The organism is Planktothricoides sp. SR001, from assembly GCF_001276715.1.
GTDB classification, from domain to species: domain Bacteria; phylum Cyanobacteriota; class Cyanobacteriia; order Cyanobacteriales; family Laspinemataceae; genus Planktothricoides; species Planktothricoides raciborskii.
This window is the reverse complement of the sequence record NZ_LIUQ01000023.1, coordinates 21,460-37,938: the sequence shown is the minus strand read 5'-3', so window position 1 is coordinate 37,938 and position 16,479 is coordinate 21,460. Positions and strand designations below refer to the sequence as shown.

Below are 16,479 nucleotides of genomic sequence, written 5' to 3'. Positions count from 1 at the left end.
GATTTCATAAAACAACCCGGTTAATTAAATCAACCGGGTTTTTGCCTTTAATTAATCGACTTTTATCAGGAATTTTTCTAGATAAAAAACCCCTGTTTTAATACTTTTTGATCTGGGCTTAATGGCTTTCTAACCAAGCGGATAAATCATCCAGACTGCTAAAATCTAATAACGCCTCGCTTAAATCTTCCAACACCGATAGGGGTAGATTGGAAATGCGATTTGTCATCCCATCCGATAAATTTCCCAAACGACGCCGCAACTGACGCCGAACTAGATTAGCCGCTTCCTGTTGTTGTCCCTCTTGGCGACCTTCTTGGCGACCTTCTTGGCGACCTTCTTGGCGACCTTGAACCAGTCCTTGAAGAATTCCTTCTTCTTTGGCTTCGCGATAAACTTGGGTTTCTTCTAATCGCAGTCCGAGCATGGCTTCTACCTCCCGCCGACTTAATTTAGTGAATTTATAGACCATGATGGTCGCGATCGTATCTATGATGTCGCGACTTGTTTCTGCTGAGGCAACTTCGGTTTTTACTCGTTCTAACAAATATCTGGCTTCAACGGGTGCTTGTTCTTCTTTTAAGATCGTCAACACCATTAAAGCAATTCCTAACGGTGATTGTCGAATATCACCGAGTTCATTTAGGAGCCAGTGCGGTCTTGGGGTTTCCCCAAGTAGAGCAACTGGCGTGTAAACTCGATGCACTTGGTGCGAGTTGAGCAGTGCTTGATAGGGCTGAATATCACTCTGTTCAATACTGCGTGATGGATAAATCACTACCGCTTGCCAGTTGGAGTAGCGATCGCGATTTCGATAGAAATACAGAAACGCTTCCCCGAATAGACGCTCGTATAACCGTTCATCTTTCTGAAATTGTACCTCGCAAAAATAAATCATGCCCGGATTGCCATCCGGGGGCAGAAATACCCCATCAATTTCAAATTTTGGTTCTTTGACCGCTACGGAGTCAAAGCGGTAGGCACTGGCATTTTCCGGGGGATTTGCCAGGAGGTCAAATAACAGGCTGGGGGCTTGTTGGAATATTTTGTAAAATATGGAGTCTCGCCGCATGGAATTTTTTTCGCGGATGGAGCAATTTTTATTTTACTACACCGGGGCGATCGCTATTTTCTAGCGGCTGTTCTTCCCCTTCTGTCAAATTATAGATAAGGTGGAAAGCAAATAGAGTAAGTTTAGGAGTAGAAATGGTTGTTCATAAGTTGTCCATGAATTCCTCTACAAAAAATTGCCCACACCCAATTAGGGTGGGGCGATACAAACTAGGAATTAGATTCGTTGGTTTGTCCGGCAATTTGGCGAACTGTTTCTATGGGTAAATCTAAAATATGGGCGATCGACTCTACGCTAATTCCTGCCGAAATCATATTGGGAACCGCTTCGAGTTTGCCTTCGAGTTTGCCTTCGAGTTTGCCTTCGATTTTACCTTCGCTAAAGACCTCTTGATAGAATCTGGTTTGTTTTAAGTCACTTAATCCAAGCATGGCTGCAATTTCCTCCCGACTTTTTTGCGGTAACTTGTACACAATAATTGTCTCGATTAAATTGATGAAGTCTCGGCGCATATCTGCCGATGTGATTTGAGATTGGCTGCCAGATATTAACTGTTTGGCGCGATTGGCGGCTTTATTTTCTGTCGGTTCGATGACCAGTTTCAAGATTTGAATTCCCAAGGATTCGTCTGAGTCATCTAACTCATCGAGATAAATCCGCGAAACCCGACTTAATTCTAGCATTTCCGCAAACTGAAAGTCTTGTTCGCGTTCGATTCGGCGGTTGGGATAAATCACCACCACTCGCCAAGGATAGGGAGGTTGATTCTGTCTTAAATATAGAAACAGTTCTCCAAAAACGCGATAATATAAACTATCATCCGGTTGAAATTGAACTTCTACTAGGTAAAAAGGTTGGTTGGACTGTTCCTGTTTGGGCAGAAAAACCCCATCAATCCGAAAAGCCAGTTGTTTGAGTTCGACGGAAGTAAATTGATAAGCCGTTGCTTCACTAGCAGGGCGGTTGATCAGTTCAAAGAAACTGGCGGGGAACTGTTGAAATATTTGGTAAAAGATGCTGTCGGTTTTCATCGGTTTGTCGGCGGTGCAGTTGGGGTTTTGGCTGGGAAACTTTCCTGAATGACAGTGCCTCTATTTTACTAAAAGTCTTCCTGAGATATCTTTGTTCGGTTTTACCGAGGTGCAGATTTTCCGTCCATACCTGTAATTTTTCTTTGGTACTGTTTGGCAACCTGTTTAGGAAAATCTATATATAGTGTTTATTTTTTTGTGACACTATATATAAAGTATTTTCTCAGTAAAAGCCTTATTTTGTTCTCTATTGAGAATATTTTTTGCCCTCGTTAGGGTCGGATGAGGAAATTTTGCGATCGCACTTGACAAACCCTGAAAAGTGTGCTATAGTAATTAAGGCAACTCAATAGAGAAACGCAAGCACTAAGCTTGGGTTCTCGTCTCATGAGCAGCACCCTTGAACCTTGAATCATTAATAAAGTTCTTGGCCTGGTCTAGCATCAATTTCAGCCAGACCTTCAGATAAGAGGTATGAAAATTTGTTGCGGTGAATGGTTTTATTCCAGTCATTCATTTCAACTGCTTTTCATGTCTCTTATCTGAGAGTCTGTCTGAAGTTGATACTAGATCCCGTTAAGAACTCTATGATGATTCAGGGAACGAGGGTCCTGCAAGGTTTGAGACGGCAACCGATTCAACAGTTCCAGAATGGATCTGGATTTTTGCTGTTTGCATATAAAGCTATCTTTTGAGACTGCCTCAATTTATTACTTATTGAAATAACAAATGTTAAATCATGTAGCTATCTACTGGGATTTGCAGAATGTCCGCCTTAAATCCCAAGGTAAATCCAGAGATCAAGTAGCTATCTACTGGGATTGGCAGAATGTTCACTTTAAATCCCAAGGTAAATTCAGAGATAAAGTTATAGCTTTAGTGGAATTTGCTAAAAAACTTGGGTCAGTGAAGGTTATGAATGTCTACGCACATTGGCGTAAAGAAACTCCTCTAGTCGAGGACACTTTCGACGATTTGGATTTTAAATGTCGTAACGTTCCTGCTAGTAAAGCTAAAAAAAATAATGCTGACAAAAAATTAATAAAGGATTGCCAGGAAGATATTAGCAGTAATCCACACATATCAACGGTTATTTTGCTTTCAAAAGATGGTGATTTCGTTCCATTAGTGCGGGAGCTAAAAGCGGCTGGTAAAAAAGTAATTCTGATATCTGATTCAGACAAAACTACAAACCAAAAGCTCAAAAACATGGTCGATGAATTTTACACTTTAAGTAAAAGTGAAGCCGGGTTTAGCCCTTTAAACGTGGCAGCCTAAAGTATGCCATGAGCAAAAACGTAGTAGTTTTCCAGCACTTTTCTATTGCCTGAATCACAAATACTGGGTTAGGGCGAAGCATGACCGGATTAAATTTATGGTTTTCAGAAACCGGGTTTATTGTAGGGGCGATTCGCGAAATTGTAGGGGCGATTCGCGAATCGCCCCTACTCGGTATGAAGCATAGATTGTTGCAGAAACCCGGTTTCTCCTGCGGTCATGCTTCGCCCCTACAGATTTGTTTTTTTCTGTAAAAAACGCTGTAACATTGAGCGATTATGGGCGATGTTACAGCGGTTATTTGTGGTAAAATACCTAATAAATGATATAATTTACATGGGAAACAAGTCAGGAGAACTATTCAAATGCATGAATTGTTAAATTTTAAAGATGAAAAGCTCTTGCGACAGGCTTTGACTCATCGTTCTTATACTAATGAAAGTTTTGGGGAACTACATAATGAACGCCTAGAGTTTTTAGGGGATGCTCTATTAACCTTTATTAGTGGCGAGTATCTCTACTGTCGTTATCCGGAAATGGCAGAAGATGAAATGACTCGACGGCGATCGGCATTAGTTGATGAAAAACAACTCGCTAAGTTTGCGATGGAAGTAGGGTTAGACTTTAGAATGCGTCTCGGAAGAGGCATGATTCAAAATGGGGGATTTCAAAGTCCTAATTTATTGAGTAGCACTTTTGAGGCAGTGGTTGGAGCCTATTATTTAGATCACGATCGCAAGATGGAGGTACTTCGTCCAATTATCGAAGAGTTATTTGATTCTGTACCTGCCACCACTGTTGAAATCCGTTCTAACATCGATTCCAAAAATAGATTTCAAGAGTGGGTACAAACAACCTTTGGATCTGTACTGCCCAAATATGTCACCGAACGAATTGGCGGACCCGATCATGCCCCCGAATACCTGTCTACAGTTTTTGTCAATGATAAATCCTATGGAAAAGGCAAAGCTTGTGGCAAGAAAGAAGCGGAAAAAAAAGCCGCTGAAAATGCTCTATCTGAGCTTAAAAAACAAGGGTTGATTTAATAGTCAACTTGAGGGTTTGAGAAACCGGGTTTCTTTCCTTAATTAATATCGGTATTGTTGTCTTGTCTCAGAAACCCGGTTTCTTGAATTTGGGGTAGGGGCGCGATCGCTGTTCATAAACCGGGTTTTTTTCCTTGATTAATATCAGTATTATTCCATTGTCTCAGAAACCCGGTTTATTGGCTCCGAGATAAAAATAATTTTGCTAACAATTTCCCCATAGCTGCTGCATAAACCCGACTATCCAAAAATGGAGGTAATTGACAGAATTTATCCTGTAGATGCTGTTTTAAACCCTGTCGTTTTACCCGATCTTTAGCCAATGCAATGGCTAACTGAATATAAGACGCTTCACTGTTAGTAATTAATTCAGGATGTCCCATTTCTTGTAATATTGCCGCCCCACGGCGCGATCGCAAAATATCTCCTTCTCGCACCACCACCGGCAAACCCACTTGTAACGGTGCTAATAATGATAAAGCCCCGGTATAAGGATAGGCATCCAGATAAATATCTGCTAACTGCAAACAAGCATTAACATCCGCTTGACTGGGCAAATTGCCATACAAAAAAACTCGATCTGAATCAAGGCCATATTGCTCAAAAACCTGTGCCATTTGTTTAGCAAAAGAGCGCTTGGGATATGCTTTCGCCCAATTTGCCCCAAAAGGATATAAGACTAAAATAGAATTCGGTACTGCCTGGAGAATCTTTGCCCAAGTTTCTCTTAATTCGGGAATAATTTTATAAAAATTAGCGCCGGAAATAAAAACGACGCTTTCTGAATTTACTCCCCAGTCGCTACGCTGAAATTTTAACTGTGGTTCCGGTAACGTTAAAGGATATTTAAAGCAGAAACCTGAACCGGGCAAATTGACTAATTTTTCGGTATAATATTGCTGGGATGCGGGCAATGGTGCGGTTAAGTTTCCGGCTATATAATAGTCTATATGCCGCATCCCCGTGGTAATTAAAGAAACGCTATTAATTACCTGGATTTTAGCCAGTCGATGTATGGCTAAAAGTTCAATGCTTTTATTGCGTCCGGTGGCATTACTGCCAATCAATAAAATATCGAGGTGATCGCGCCGAATTGTGTTCACTGCTGCTGCCAAACCTTCCGGTAAATGCACCAATCGATTAACTGGACTAGCGCAATAACTTTCTATAGGGTCAACTGACTTTTCAACTGCATATAATATGACATCAAATTCCTCCTGGTTCAGAAATTCAAAAATAGGCAAATTAGCCAAAGTTTCTGAGTTGTAACCAAAGTTGCTTTGCAGAATTCCTAAGCGAATTTTTCCAGAATGGGGGGCATTGTCAAACCGATAATCAACTTGATGGCTGGTTGTAATCAGCGCAAATTCAATTATTTCAGTTTGTTTAATCACTAAATCACGAAAGTTCTTTTCGGCAAAAGATAAAGGTATTCGATAGGCAATATTCGACAGTTTAATTGCTATATCTTTCCATTGAATTTCACGATTTACTGAAAATGCGGTGAATATTTTATAATGAATCTGATTAATTAAGTCTTGAATATACTGGGAATATTTTTCAATATCGCCAATTTGGGTAAAATATCTGGGAGCAGCAAAGATAAATTCTAGGAAATACTCAAAAAACCAGTCAGGAATTTCCGCCCATTGTTCTATTTGAATTACCCAGGAAAATTGGTAACTCCGACGGTACAGCATTGCTGCTAGAAAATACTGAAGATTAGAGGGATTTATTCCTGTGGCAAATTTGGGCGTAATTTGATCCAATATTTTTTGTTCTGTTGGACTTAAGGGTTCATCTTGGGTTGCCAGTTTGAGGACATTTTTATGGTCAGTTCCCACCCCTCCCAAGTAAGTCATTTTTATCTGGTCAATGGTGGTTAAACTCAGCCAGCGATCGCATATTTGTTGCCGAATTGTGTGCAAATCACCTGACTCAAAAGCGGCAACCTTGACATCCCGAAAAATTGGCTCACTATGCCACGGATCAAAGGTAATTAACTTTTGACTAGGTAAGTGGGGACGCACAAATAGTTTACTCCTTTGATTCAGCATACAAGCGGCAAAGGAAAAGGTACTATTAGAAATAGCCACGAGATCGCCTTGACTCAGAATATAAAAATCAACATAAAAATCGGCATTAAAATCAGCTTCGGGTAATTCTATAGGTAAATCTTTAGCCGTAACGGGATGATATGCCGAAAAATGATGCAAAACCGTTTCCGGTTCATCGGTAGCAATATATAATATGGGATTTTCTAAACTTGGCCATAGCTCATTTAACCAGTCTACATACCATGCAAATGGCGGAATAAAAAAATAAGAGAATCCATAGTCTTTGAGGCGAATATGCAAGCATACAACAGTTTTTTGACTTAAACCTAATTTGTGCCAAGCTTGCTGGATTTTTTGCTCAATTTCGGCTCGCGGTTTAAATAAATCACAAAAATAATCTTTATATTGGGCATAATAACTGGTATGATATTGAAAGTATCCCCAAATATCGATATTTTGTAAGGGCGGATTAGCTGTGATAATTTCACTTTCAGCAATTTCTTGGCTAGATTCCCGGATTTGCGGTAAAATTTGGCTAATTTCTGGATCCTGATGGCCAAAGAGATATTCTCCGATTGGCCATCGGGGAATTTGCACCTGTAAGTCATGTTCTTTGGCGTAAATTTTCAGAAAAGCATATTGGAAAATTTGATTGCCAAATCTGCCATTTGTGCCAAAGGTGGACATTGTAATTAGATGTTTTGTCATGTTTTTTTAAATTAACAAAAATTACTGCACAATATATATATATAATACTTGAAAATATAAAATTTAAATCAACAATTTTTCCTCTTTCCTCTTTCCTCTTTCCTCTTTCCTCTTTCCTCTTTCCTCTTTCCTCTTTCCTCTTTCCTCTTTCCTCTTTCCTCTTTCCTCTTTCCTCTTTCCTCTTTCCTCTCTCCTCTCTTCCTAATTAGCAATGACAAATAGTTATGAAAATTATCGTTGCGATCGCCCATTTTTTTAATCCTCAAGGTCAAGGAGATTATGGCTGCCTAAAAGCCGGGGCAGAATCTCGGATTTCCGCATTAAGGGAACAAATCACCTCTTTTCATCAATTATTTGGTAAATTTCAGGAGTCTACCGACTATGGGGAACAACGAATTTTACCGGCAAATCGATGTGAAACTCGTGAAGTCACGATGGTGATTTGCACCACCCAAGATTACCATGTTTTACCTCAATTGTCTCTGGGGGCAAAACTTTGGCATCATTATGGGACAAATGTTCAACCGATGCTGTTGGGTTTTGAATGTCAAAGGATTCTCAGAGAAAGTTTAGGGGCTTATGATTATTATTGTTTTATGGAGGATGATTTAATCTTACATGACCCGGATTTTTTTACAAAACTGAAATGGTTTAATCAACAAGTCGGCGATCGCTATCTTCTGCAACCCAACCGCTATGAAATTTCTGTCAACGACTACATTAAAAAAACCTACATCGATCCCGAATTAGCCGAAAAGCTGACCGCCCGGTTTCAGAATATTCGCGAACAACCCCAATTAACGGGTACAGTGATGGGCAACCCCGTTACTTTTCGCAGAACGGGCAACCCTCATGCCGGTTGCTATTTTTTGAATGCTCAACAAATGGCTTATTGGGCGCAACAACCCTATTTTGGCGATCGCGATACCAGCTTTATTGGCCCGTTGGAAAGTGCCGCCACTTTAGGAATTATGCGAACCTTTAAAACTTACAAGCCTGCTCCCCAAAATGCTAATTTCCTAGAAATTCAACATTTTGGCAACCTCTGGAGTCAAAAAATTCTCCACTTAATCCCTAGAACAAATTCTTGATATAGCAATCCTAAAGTGATGCGAAAAGTTTTGTAGGGGCAATTCCTTAAGGCGGTGGCTGCCCCTAGACGCGCAGGGGCAACCACCGCCATCGGATTGCCCCTACAAAAATATTACGATTGAAAAAGGTAATACATTCGTTGGCGCGATCGCGAAGCGGCGCGGTGTACTATCGCCCAAAAAAGTTTTCTGCTATGGATTTTAAATCTCTCGATCAACTATTAAAGAATGTGGCGGGTCTACCGATCGCCCAAAAAATCAAAGAACATCAACAATTACTTCAAGCTTGGCAGCAAGCGGTTGGCTTTAGCGTCGCCAAAGTCACTCGTCCGATCGCCATTGACCGAGACATTTTACAAATTGCCACCGCGTCAGCAGTCTTAGCCCAAGACCTCACCTTTAAACGGCGACAAATTTTAGTCAAATTAAATCCCCACCTCCCCACTCCGGTTCGGGATATTCGCTTTTCTGCCCAAAAGTGGACTGAAGCACAAACCAGTAATGGGCGATCTGGCTCCGCACCGCTGTCGCGATCGCCTCTCACTCAACCGCAAACTTTATTACCGCAACATCCCAGTCGGATCAATCCCCCCACGGAGCAAATCATCTCCGATCAAAATACCCCAACCGCAACCCCCCAGCAAGCCTTTCAAGCCTGGGCAACTCGGATCCAGAACCAATCAAAAAATTGGCCTCTTTGTCCCCAATGCCAATGTCCCACCCCACCGGGAGAGATCGAACGTTGGACAGTTTGTGGCATTTGTGCGGTCAAACAGATGAAACTATAGTTCATTCTGCCCCTGGGTCGGGATTTTGTCTGACTGAATTGCATAGACAATTTTTCAGCAAAAAGCTTTCCGCCAGATATTTTCCGCCATATCAGATATCTAGATCCTGGGGCTAACTGAATCAATCAATCAAACCCCGATCCTCACCGCTCCCAAATCACCCTTGATACCGGATAGCTTTTGAGCTTCTTTTGTATTGAATCGGTGGAATCTGCCTGTCACCAAATTGTGAAAATAGATCCCTAAATTATTAAGAAAAGGTAAAGCAGCGATATTGCATCCGCAACGCAACGCGCCTTCGGCAATCAGGGTGGATCTTCCCCGCAAGTTCCAGAAAGCCATAAAGGTTTTACAAACAGATCAAAAAAACCCCGCCTAGCGGATCCTCACCACGACAAAAAAATCAAAATCGCGATTTTCTCCAATTGACTTTGTGCATCATTGAATTGGATCCCCACTCCGTGAATTTTTCCAGGAGCAGTAATTTTTGGATCCCTAAATTTGGGCATCGATCTGGACTGAAAATACCACAAAATTTAAAGGTTTTAGTTGATCCCCATTTGCTTTAGCCCCAAAATTCGTCTATATTATCTGACCAAAGCATATTCCAGAAAAAAGTAATGTATCAATTTATCACAAAAATATAAAGAAAAAATTAAGGTTTATTTGCCAGCGGGGATCGCTAAAAACTACATGGCATAATAGATTTTAATCTGCTATATGCTATCCAGCATTGGTTCACAATTAATTCAAAAAGTTTTGGAAGATAACCCTTATGGCCAAATCAAATTGCTTGGCATCTACCTGTGAATCCTGTCGCTATTGTCGCTACTTCACTCCTGAAGGTCGTCGGGGTGGGTATTGTGAGCAACTGGGTGTGCCAGTCCAAAGCAAATGGAAAGCGTGTATGCTGGCTTTGCCTCCGTTTGCACCTTCTTGGGAAACTCTAGAACAAAGTATTACTTGGCAACCAAAACCATTTATGGTTGAAGAAGAACTCACCTTGGCAAAAACCTGGAATGCTGCTGAGTTCAAAAATGTAGATTCTCTTCGTCCCTCTTATCGGCATCAATCAAATGTTCGCGAAATCTCAGTATAACCTGTTGGGACTTGAAGAATAGAAAAACCATTTGTGAATCAAAGGCAACATTGACTGTTGATCCATGAGTAAATGGCCTACTGAATTTTAAGATTTCTAAAGGTTATAAAACTTAACATTTTTTTCAGAGACAAATTAAAACCAATTTTTAGCTAAAACCGCACCGAGTTAGATCACTCGGTGCGGTTTCTATGGGCGGAAATTTTCAGCGGCATCTGGGCATCAAGGCATTAGGGCAACCAGGGAAAAGACCGAAAATCCGGGGGGCGTTTTTCCAGGAATGCTTGTTTTCCTTCTCGACCTTCTTCGGTCATGTAATAAAGTAAGGTGGCATTGCCTGCTAATTCTTGGAGTCCCGCTTGACCGTCGCAGTCCGCATTAAAAGCCGCTTTCAGACAACGAATGGCGATCGGGCTTTTTTGCAGAATTTCCGTAGCCCACTGAATGCCTTCCGCTTCTAGCCGATCTACGGGGACCACACAGTTGACCAAACCCATTTGTAACGCTTGGTCAGCATCATATTGACGACACAAAAACCAGATTTCCCGGGCTTTTTTCTGGCCGACGATGCGGGCTAAATAACTCGAACCAAATCCGCCATCAAAGCTGCCGACTTTTGGCCCGGTCTGACCAAAAATGGCATTATCGGCAGCAATGGTTAAATCACAAATCATATGCAGCACATGACCGCCGCCGATCGCATAACCCGCAACCAAAGCAATCACCACTTTGGGCATGGAACGAATTAGCCGTTGTAAATCCAGCACATTCAGCCGGGGAACTCCCGCATCATCGATATAACCGGCTTCTCCCCGGACACTTTGATCGCCACCGGAACAAAAGGCATATTTGCCATCGGTGTGCGGCCCTGCCCCGGTAAACAGAACCACGCCGATTTTGGAGTCTTCGCGGGCATCGCAAAAAGCATCGTATAACTCAAAGACGGTTTTCGGGCGAAAAGCATTCCGTTTTTCGGGACGATTAATCGTGATTTTAGCCATGCCGTCAAACTTGTGATAGAGGATGTCTTCGTAAGTTTTGACGGTTTGCCATTGGACTGTTTGCATGGTGAATGGGATGGTTAATGGTTAGTTTTTTTCAGGACTTACGCATAAACTCTATCAGTAGGGTGTTGTTCCGAGCGGTAACGCACCAATACTCTATATATAGATTAATTGCGTAAGTCCTATTATTGATGGGTGGTTAGTTTTCTTGAGCAAACCCGGTTTTTATCTTCCCATTCCCGGTAATCGGGCCACGCAAAAATTTAATCAATCAACAGTCACTCGACAGTAAATAAGTATAATTATTGACTCATGGGCGGTTAAGGCAGGCGGAAAACCAGCAGTCAAGAGTTAAAACCATGAAATCGCCCCAAAATTAATAATTCTTCACAACAATCTAGATTTCACCAGGAGTAGCTAATCATAGCCAAGGATCCGTTGATGTCAGATCGGATTTCACATCAACCAGACTCTATGACCAAATAGCTAGGCAAAGTCATTTTGACTTTGGGTATCAGTCTATAGTCAGCAGGGGTGAGTAATTTGGCTGAATCGGATCCATTGTATTTTGGCTCTGGGCTCTCTTGGCTTTATTTTGTTTATTGTTTCTATTTTTTATATTGTTTTATCTAAAAAATTATTTTTTAGGATAAATAGCTAAATTCATGGATTCATGCGAAGGTTAATCCGCATTGATTTTCCAGAAATTTTATCGCGGCGATTTAAGCTCCAAGTTAGTCCAGGGAGGGCTTTACTTCCATAAGGCGATCGCACCATAATGCCAACAACAGGGCAACCAAAAACCACCGTGGACCACAGGCTCATCACCAGAACCCAGAGAAACCACGGTTTACAGATAAAAAATCTCAAAAATACGCAAAAATCAGGAGAATAACAAAGTGAAACTCGCAGTTTACGGAAAAGGTGGCATCGGCAAATCTACAACAAGCTGTAATATCTCCGTCGCCCTCGCCAAACGGGGTAAAAAAGTGCTGCAAATTGGCTGTGACCCGAAACATGACAGCACCTTCACCCTCACGGGATATCTCATCCCCACCATTATTGACACCCTTCAAGAAAAAGACTTTCACTATGAAGACATCTGGCCGGAAGATGTGATCTATAAAGGCTATGGTGGCGTAGACTGCGTAGAAGCCGGTGGCCCGCCCGCTGGTGCCGGTTGCGGTGGCTATGTGGTCGGGGAAACCGTCAAACTGCTCAAAGAACTCAACGCCTTTGATGAATATGATGTGATCTTATTTGATGTGCTCGGTGACGTGGTATGTGGTGGCTTTGCTGCACCTCTGAACTATGCAGACTACTGCTTAATCGTCACGGACAATGGCTTTGACGCTTTGTTTGCCGCTAACCGCATTGCCGCCTCGGTGCGGGAAAAAGCCCGGACTCACCCCCTGCGACTGGCTGGACTGATTGGCAACCGCACTTCTAAGCGTGATTTAATTGACAAATATGTGGAATCTGTCCCCATGCCTGTGTTGGAAATTTTGCCTCTGATTGAAGATATCCGCGTGTCGCGAGTCAAAGGCAAGACCTTGTTTGAAATGGCAGACGCGGACCCATCCTTAGATTATGTTTGTGACTATTACCTGAATATTGCCGATCAAATCTTGGCGCTGCCAGAGGGTGTGGTGCCTAATGATTCTCCCGATCGCGAATTATTCTCTTTATTGTCAGATTTTTACCTCAACCCCACCAAAGGGGCGATCGCGGCAGAGGAAGAACTAGACTTGATGATGGTCTAGAAATCACCACGATTCATTCTCAGATTTCAAGTGGTTGACTGAGAAAGCAGTTATGATTCAGTACAAGACTTTGTTAGGTCTTGAAAGAATAAATTTAGATGTGATTTCAGCAACCCTTGGGAGAAGTATATGGCTTTTTTTGAAGATTTCACTCTCGTCTTAAAACAAAAGTGGTTGCAGTATTACCAAGATAATAAGCATTGGCTGGTACTGCATATGAAGGTGGCAGCGGTGAAAACCCCCGATGGGGGAATGCGACCTCCTGCCTACTTCATTCTGGGAGTGATGAGTACATTAGAACCGAAGTTAGCGCAGTTGATGCTACCTTTTTCCCAGCTAAATCCTGATGCCGAGAGACTGATTGAGGTTTTAGGTCTCAACTTTAACCCAGACAGTAGTGATGCAATTGCCGCAACCGATAAGGCATCGGATCATGGATTAGCGCCAACCCCAACGGAAAAACCAAAACCAGAACCAAAACCAGAACCTGCCGCAGTTGCGCCAACACCCACCCCTAAAACTCCGCCAACTCCCCTCGCTGTCCAGGAAGTGCTAGAAGAGTCTGCCCCTGTAGTCATCATGGCCGAATCCGAACCGGACGCAACTTTTGACACCGAAGATGCAGCAGTGGCGACCGCAGCGGCAGTTTTTGGTGCGGAAGCCCTCGATGACGAGGAAGAAGATTCCCTGAAACAAGACGTTTGGGGGGAGGAATCCGAGTCCCTCACCGAGGAAAGCACCACTAATGAATTAGAGGGATTTTCTGAATCCGCCGATGATGACCTCGGTGGCATGGGACTCGATGCCTTGGAAGATGAATCCGCCGATGATGACCTCGGTGGCATGGGACTCGATGCCTTGGAGGAAGAATCCGCCGATGATGACCTCGGTGGCATGGGACTCGATGCCTTGGAAGATGAATCCAGCGATGATGAACTCGGTGGCATGGGACTCGAAGGTCTGGGGGATGCTTCTGGAGAGGATGATGACCTGGGCGGCATGGATCTCGAAGGTCTAGGAGATGCTTCTGGAGAGGATGATGACCTGGGCGGCATGGATCTCGAAGGTCTGGAAGCTGATTCCAGCGATGATGACCTGGGGGATCTCGATCTCGGTGGTCTGGAAGCTGATTCCAGCGATGATGACCTGGGGGATCTCGATCTCGGTGGTCTGGATGATGACGCCGATGATGACCTGGGGGATCTTGATCTCGGTGGTCTGGATCATGATGCCGACAATGATGGTCTTGGGGATCTCGATCTAGATGATTTAGGTGGGGATATGGACTCAGATGATGATGCTTCGGATCTTTTGAAGGGTTTGTAATTAATTTTCCGCAGCAAAATTTAAATAAAGGAGAATTGTTTCATGGCTGTTGCTCAACCTGAAGCACTGAACTTTGAGTGTGAAACTGGAAATTACCATACGTTTTGTCCGATTAGTTGCGTGGCGTGGCTTTACCAAAAAATTGAAGATAGTTTCTTTTTGGTGATTGGCACGAAAACTTGTGGTTATTTCCTGCAAAATGCAATGGGCGTGATGATCTTCGCGGAGCCCCGCTATGCGATGGCTGAGTTGGAAGAAGGTGATATTTCCGCTCAGTTGAATGATTATAATGAGCTCAAGCGCCTGTGTTTGCAGATTAAGCGCGATCGCAACCCCAGTGTGATTGTTTGGATCGGCACCTGCACCACAGAAATCATCAAAATGGACTTAGAAGGTCTAGCGCCAAAACTAGAAGCGGAAATTGGCATTCCCATTGTCACTGCTCGTGCCAATGGTTTAGACTACGCTTTCACTCAAGGGGAAGATACCGTCCTCGCGGCAATGGTGAATCGTTGCCCCAGCAAAGTGGTCGAAGCGGAGAAACACGAACGCAACGCGATTCAAAAACTTCTCAGCTTTGGTCGCAAAACGGAAGTAGAAACAACTCACGAGTCTGAGTATGTGGATCACCCGCCATTGGTGCTGTTTGGCTCCCTGCCTGACCCCGTGGTGACTCAGTTAAGCTTGGAGTTGAAGAAACAAGGGATTAAGGTTTCAGGTTGGCTGCCAGCGAAACGATACAGTGAACTGCCAGTCATTGAAGAAGGCTATTATGTGGCGGGGGTAAACCCATTCCTCAGCCGCACCGCCACAAACCTGATGCGGCGCCGCAAGTGCAAGCTGATTGGGGCGCCGTTCCCCATTGGACCCGATGGCACCCGCGCTTGGATTGAGAAAATCTGCTCGGTGTTGGGAGTGGAACCGAAAGGGCTGGCAGAACGGGAAGCCCAAATTTGGGCAAATCTGGAAGATTATATTCAACTGATTCGGGGCAAGTCGGTCTTTTTTATGGGTGACAACTTGCTAGAAGTGTCCTTGGCTCGCTTTTTAATTCGCTGCGGGATGACTTGCCCGGAAATCGGTATTCCCTATATGGATAAGCGCTATCAAGCGGCTGAGTTGCAGTTGCTAGAACAAACTTGTCACGAAATGGGCGTCCCAACTCCGAAGATTGTGGAAAAACCGGATAATTACAATCAGGTTCAGCGGATTTATGAGTTAAAACCGGATTTGGTGATTACCGGGATGGCCCATGCTAATCCTCTGGAAGCTCGCGGGATTAATACGAAGTGGTCGGTAGAGTTTACTTTTGCTCAAATTCACGGATTTACTAATGCTCGTGACATTTTAGAGTTAGTCACTCGTCCCCTACGTCGGAATAATTCTCTGAAGGATTTGGGCTGGGATAAGTTGGTGAAAGAAGAAGCCAAAGTTTAATTTTTTCGTTGGTTAATTAGAGGCGATCGCGCCTAGGAAATAGCTCGCCAATGCGGGCTATTTTTTTTACAATTTGTCAAAACCGCTTTCACCGGAATCCCCAGCAATTTGTCAAAACCGCTTTCACGGGAATCTATTTTTAAACCTGTCATTCCCGCGAAGGCGGGAATCCACCGACAAACATTAAATCACCAAACTGTCAAAACCGCTTTCACGGGAATCTATTTTTAAACCTGTCATTCCCGCGCAGGCGAGAATCCACCGACAAACATTGAATCCCCACCAATTTGTTACTCCCGCTTTCACGGGAATCTATTTTTAAACCTGTCATTCCCGCGCGGGAGTCCACACCAATTTGTCATTCCCGCCTTCGCGGGAATCCACTTTCACACATTGAAAATCCATGAAAAACTATTTTATCTACATCCTAGCCAGTAAATACAATGGAACCTTATATATAGGAGTCACCAATGATTTACTCAAACGAGTGTACGAACATAAAAATAATTTCGTGGATGGATTCACGAAACAATATGGAGTTCATCGATTAGTCTATTACGAAGTGTTTAATAGTATCGAATCGGCAATAAATCGTGAAAAACAGATTAAGAAGTGGCGCCGGGAATGGAAGATTAATTTAATTGAAAAGGATAATCCCAAGTGGGATGATTTGTATGATTCTCTGTTTTGATATAGCGGAACTCTTGAAGGCATAGACAGTGTATGGATTCCCGCCTTCGCGGGAATGACAGTGGGGGGCGCGGGAATGACAGTGGGGG

At 43.1% G+C, this 16,479-nt stretch carries 16 protein-coding genes; 10 read left to right on the top strand and 6 right to left on the bottom strand.

Translation table 11 applies throughout. The features are described 5' to 3' along the window. Positions 1-118 precede the first annotated feature (118 nt). Together AM228_RS14950 and AM228_RS14945 are read right to left on the bottom strand one after the other, a co-directional pair. Positions 119-1,072, bottom strand: a complete 954-nt coding sequence (locus AM228_RS14950) for an Rpn family recombination-promoting nuclease/putative transposase (protein WP_054466906.1) — start codon at positions 1,070-1,072, stop codon at positions 119-121. 209 nt (positions 1,073-1,281) lie between these two features. Then, positions 1,282-2,103: an Rpn family recombination-promoting nuclease/putative transposase gene (locus tag AM228_RS14945; RefSeq protein WP_054466905.1), complete on the bottom strand. Its 822-nt coding sequence runs from the start codon at positions 2,101-2,103 to the stop codon at positions 1,282-1,284. Between the two features lie 729 nt (positions 2,104-2,832). Between AM228_RS14945 and AM228_RS14940 the strand changes: the two genes are divergently transcribed. The 3 genes from AM228_RS14940 to rnc all read left to right on the top strand — a co-directional run bounded on the left by AM228_RS14940 (position 2,833) and on the right by rnc (position 4,427). Continuing rightward, the gene (locus AM228_RS14940) at positions 2,833-3,381 is read left to right on the top strand and encodes an NYN domain-containing protein (protein WP_054466904.1); all 549 of its coding nucleotides are present in this window, start codon (positions 2,833-2,835) and stop codon (positions 3,379-3,381) included. Positions 3,382-3,461: 80 nt separating this feature from the next. Further along, a complete protein-coding gene (locus AM228_RS32755) occupies positions 3,462-3,635 on the top strand; it encodes a hypothetical protein (protein ID WP_156331809.1) in 174 nt (57 codons plus the stop codon). Positions 3,636-3,746: 111 nt separating this feature from the next. Next, a complete protein-coding gene (gene rnc / locus AM228_RS14935; RefSeq protein WP_054466903.1) occupies positions 3,747-4,427 on the top strand; it encodes a ribonuclease III in 681 nt (226 codons plus the stop codon). 176 nt (positions 4,428-4,603) lie between these two features. On the opposite strand, the gene AM228_RS14930 is transcribed toward rnc, so the two are convergent. Together AM228_RS14930 and AM228_RS35275 are read right to left on the bottom strand one after the other, a co-directional pair. Next, positions 4,604-7,192 carry a hypothetical protein gene (locus tag AM228_RS14930; protein WP_082348886.1) on the bottom strand — a complete coding sequence of 863 codons (2,589 nt, stop codon included), beginning with the start codon at positions 7,190-7,192 and terminating at the stop codon, positions 4,604-4,606. A gap of 68 nt (positions 7,193-7,260) precedes the next feature. Then, positions 7,261-7,410 (bottom strand): hypothetical protein, encoded by a 150-nt coding sequence (locus tag AM228_RS35275; protein WP_231636805.1) that lies wholly within the window; start codon positions 7,408-7,410, stop codon positions 7,261-7,263. A gap of 6 nt (positions 7,411-7,416) precedes the next feature. Between AM228_RS35275 and AM228_RS14920 the strand changes: the two genes are divergently transcribed. The 3 genes from AM228_RS14920 to AM228_RS29720 all read left to right on the top strand — a co-directional run bounded on the left by AM228_RS14920 (position 7,417) and on the right by AM228_RS29720 (position 10,170). Next, on the top strand, positions 7,417-8,283 hold the full coding sequence (locus AM228_RS14920) for a hypothetical protein (protein ID WP_054466900.1): 867 nt from the start codon (positions 7,417-7,419) through the stop codon (positions 8,281-8,283). Positions 8,284-8,402: 119 nt separating this feature from the next. Next, positions 8,403-9,071 (top strand): DciA family protein, encoded by a 669-nt coding sequence (locus AM228_RS14915; protein WP_197285309.1) that lies wholly within the window; start codon positions 8,403-8,405, stop codon positions 9,069-9,071. A gap of 775 nt (positions 9,072-9,846) precedes the next feature. Next, on the top strand, positions 9,847-10,170 hold the full coding sequence (locus AM228_RS29720; RefSeq protein WP_072160782.1) for a hypothetical protein: 324 nt from the start codon (positions 9,847-9,849) through the stop codon (positions 10,168-10,170). Between the two features lie 230 nt (positions 10,171-10,400). Here the strand turns inward: AM228_RS29720 and menB are convergent, their stop codons facing one another. Both menB and AM228_RS32750 read right to left on the bottom strand, forming a co-directional pair. Beyond that, positions 10,401-11,237, bottom strand: coding sequence for a 1,4-dihydroxy-2-naphthoyl-CoA synthase (gene menB / locus AM228_RS14900; RefSeq protein WP_054466896.1), 837 nt, complete (start codon positions 11,235-11,237; stop codon positions 10,401-10,403). A 600-nt stretch (positions 11,238-11,837) separates the two neighbouring features. Beyond that, positions 11,838-11,999 (bottom strand): hypothetical protein, encoded by a 162-nt coding sequence (locus AM228_RS32750; protein ID WP_156331808.1) that lies wholly within the window; start codon positions 11,997-11,999, stop codon positions 11,838-11,840. A gap of 74 nt (positions 12,000-12,073) precedes the next feature. On the opposite strand from AM228_RS32750, the gene bchL reads away from it, so the two are divergent. The 4 genes from bchL to AM228_RS14880 all read left to right on the top strand — a co-directional run bounded on the left by bchL (position 12,074) and on the right by AM228_RS14880 (position 16,391). Then, the gene (bchL, locus tag AM228_RS14895; protein WP_054466895.1) at positions 12,074-12,937 is read left to right on the top strand and encodes a ferredoxin:protochlorophyllide reductase (ATP-dependent) iron-sulfur ATP-binding protein; all 864 of its coding nucleotides are present in this window, start codon (positions 12,074-12,076) and stop codon (positions 12,935-12,937) included. 129 nt (positions 12,938-13,066) lie between these two features. Further along, entirely contained in the window at positions 13,067-14,263 is a 1,197-nt protein-coding gene (locus tag AM228_RS34265) for a DUF5331 domain-containing protein (RefSeq protein WP_197285308.1), read from the top strand. A gap of 42 nt (positions 14,264-14,305) precedes the next feature. Beyond that, the gene (locus AM228_RS14885) at positions 14,306-15,700 is read left to right on the top strand and encodes a ferredoxin:protochlorophyllide reductase (ATP-dependent) subunit N (protein ID WP_054466894.1); all 1,395 of its coding nucleotides are present in this window, start codon (positions 14,306-14,308) and stop codon (positions 15,698-15,700) included. A 403-nt stretch (positions 15,701-16,103) separates the two neighbouring features. Then, entirely contained in the window at positions 16,104-16,391 is a 288-nt protein-coding gene (locus AM228_RS14880; RefSeq protein ID WP_054466893.1) for a GIY-YIG nuclease family protein, read from the top strand. Positions 16,392-16,479: the final 88 nt, after the last annotated feature.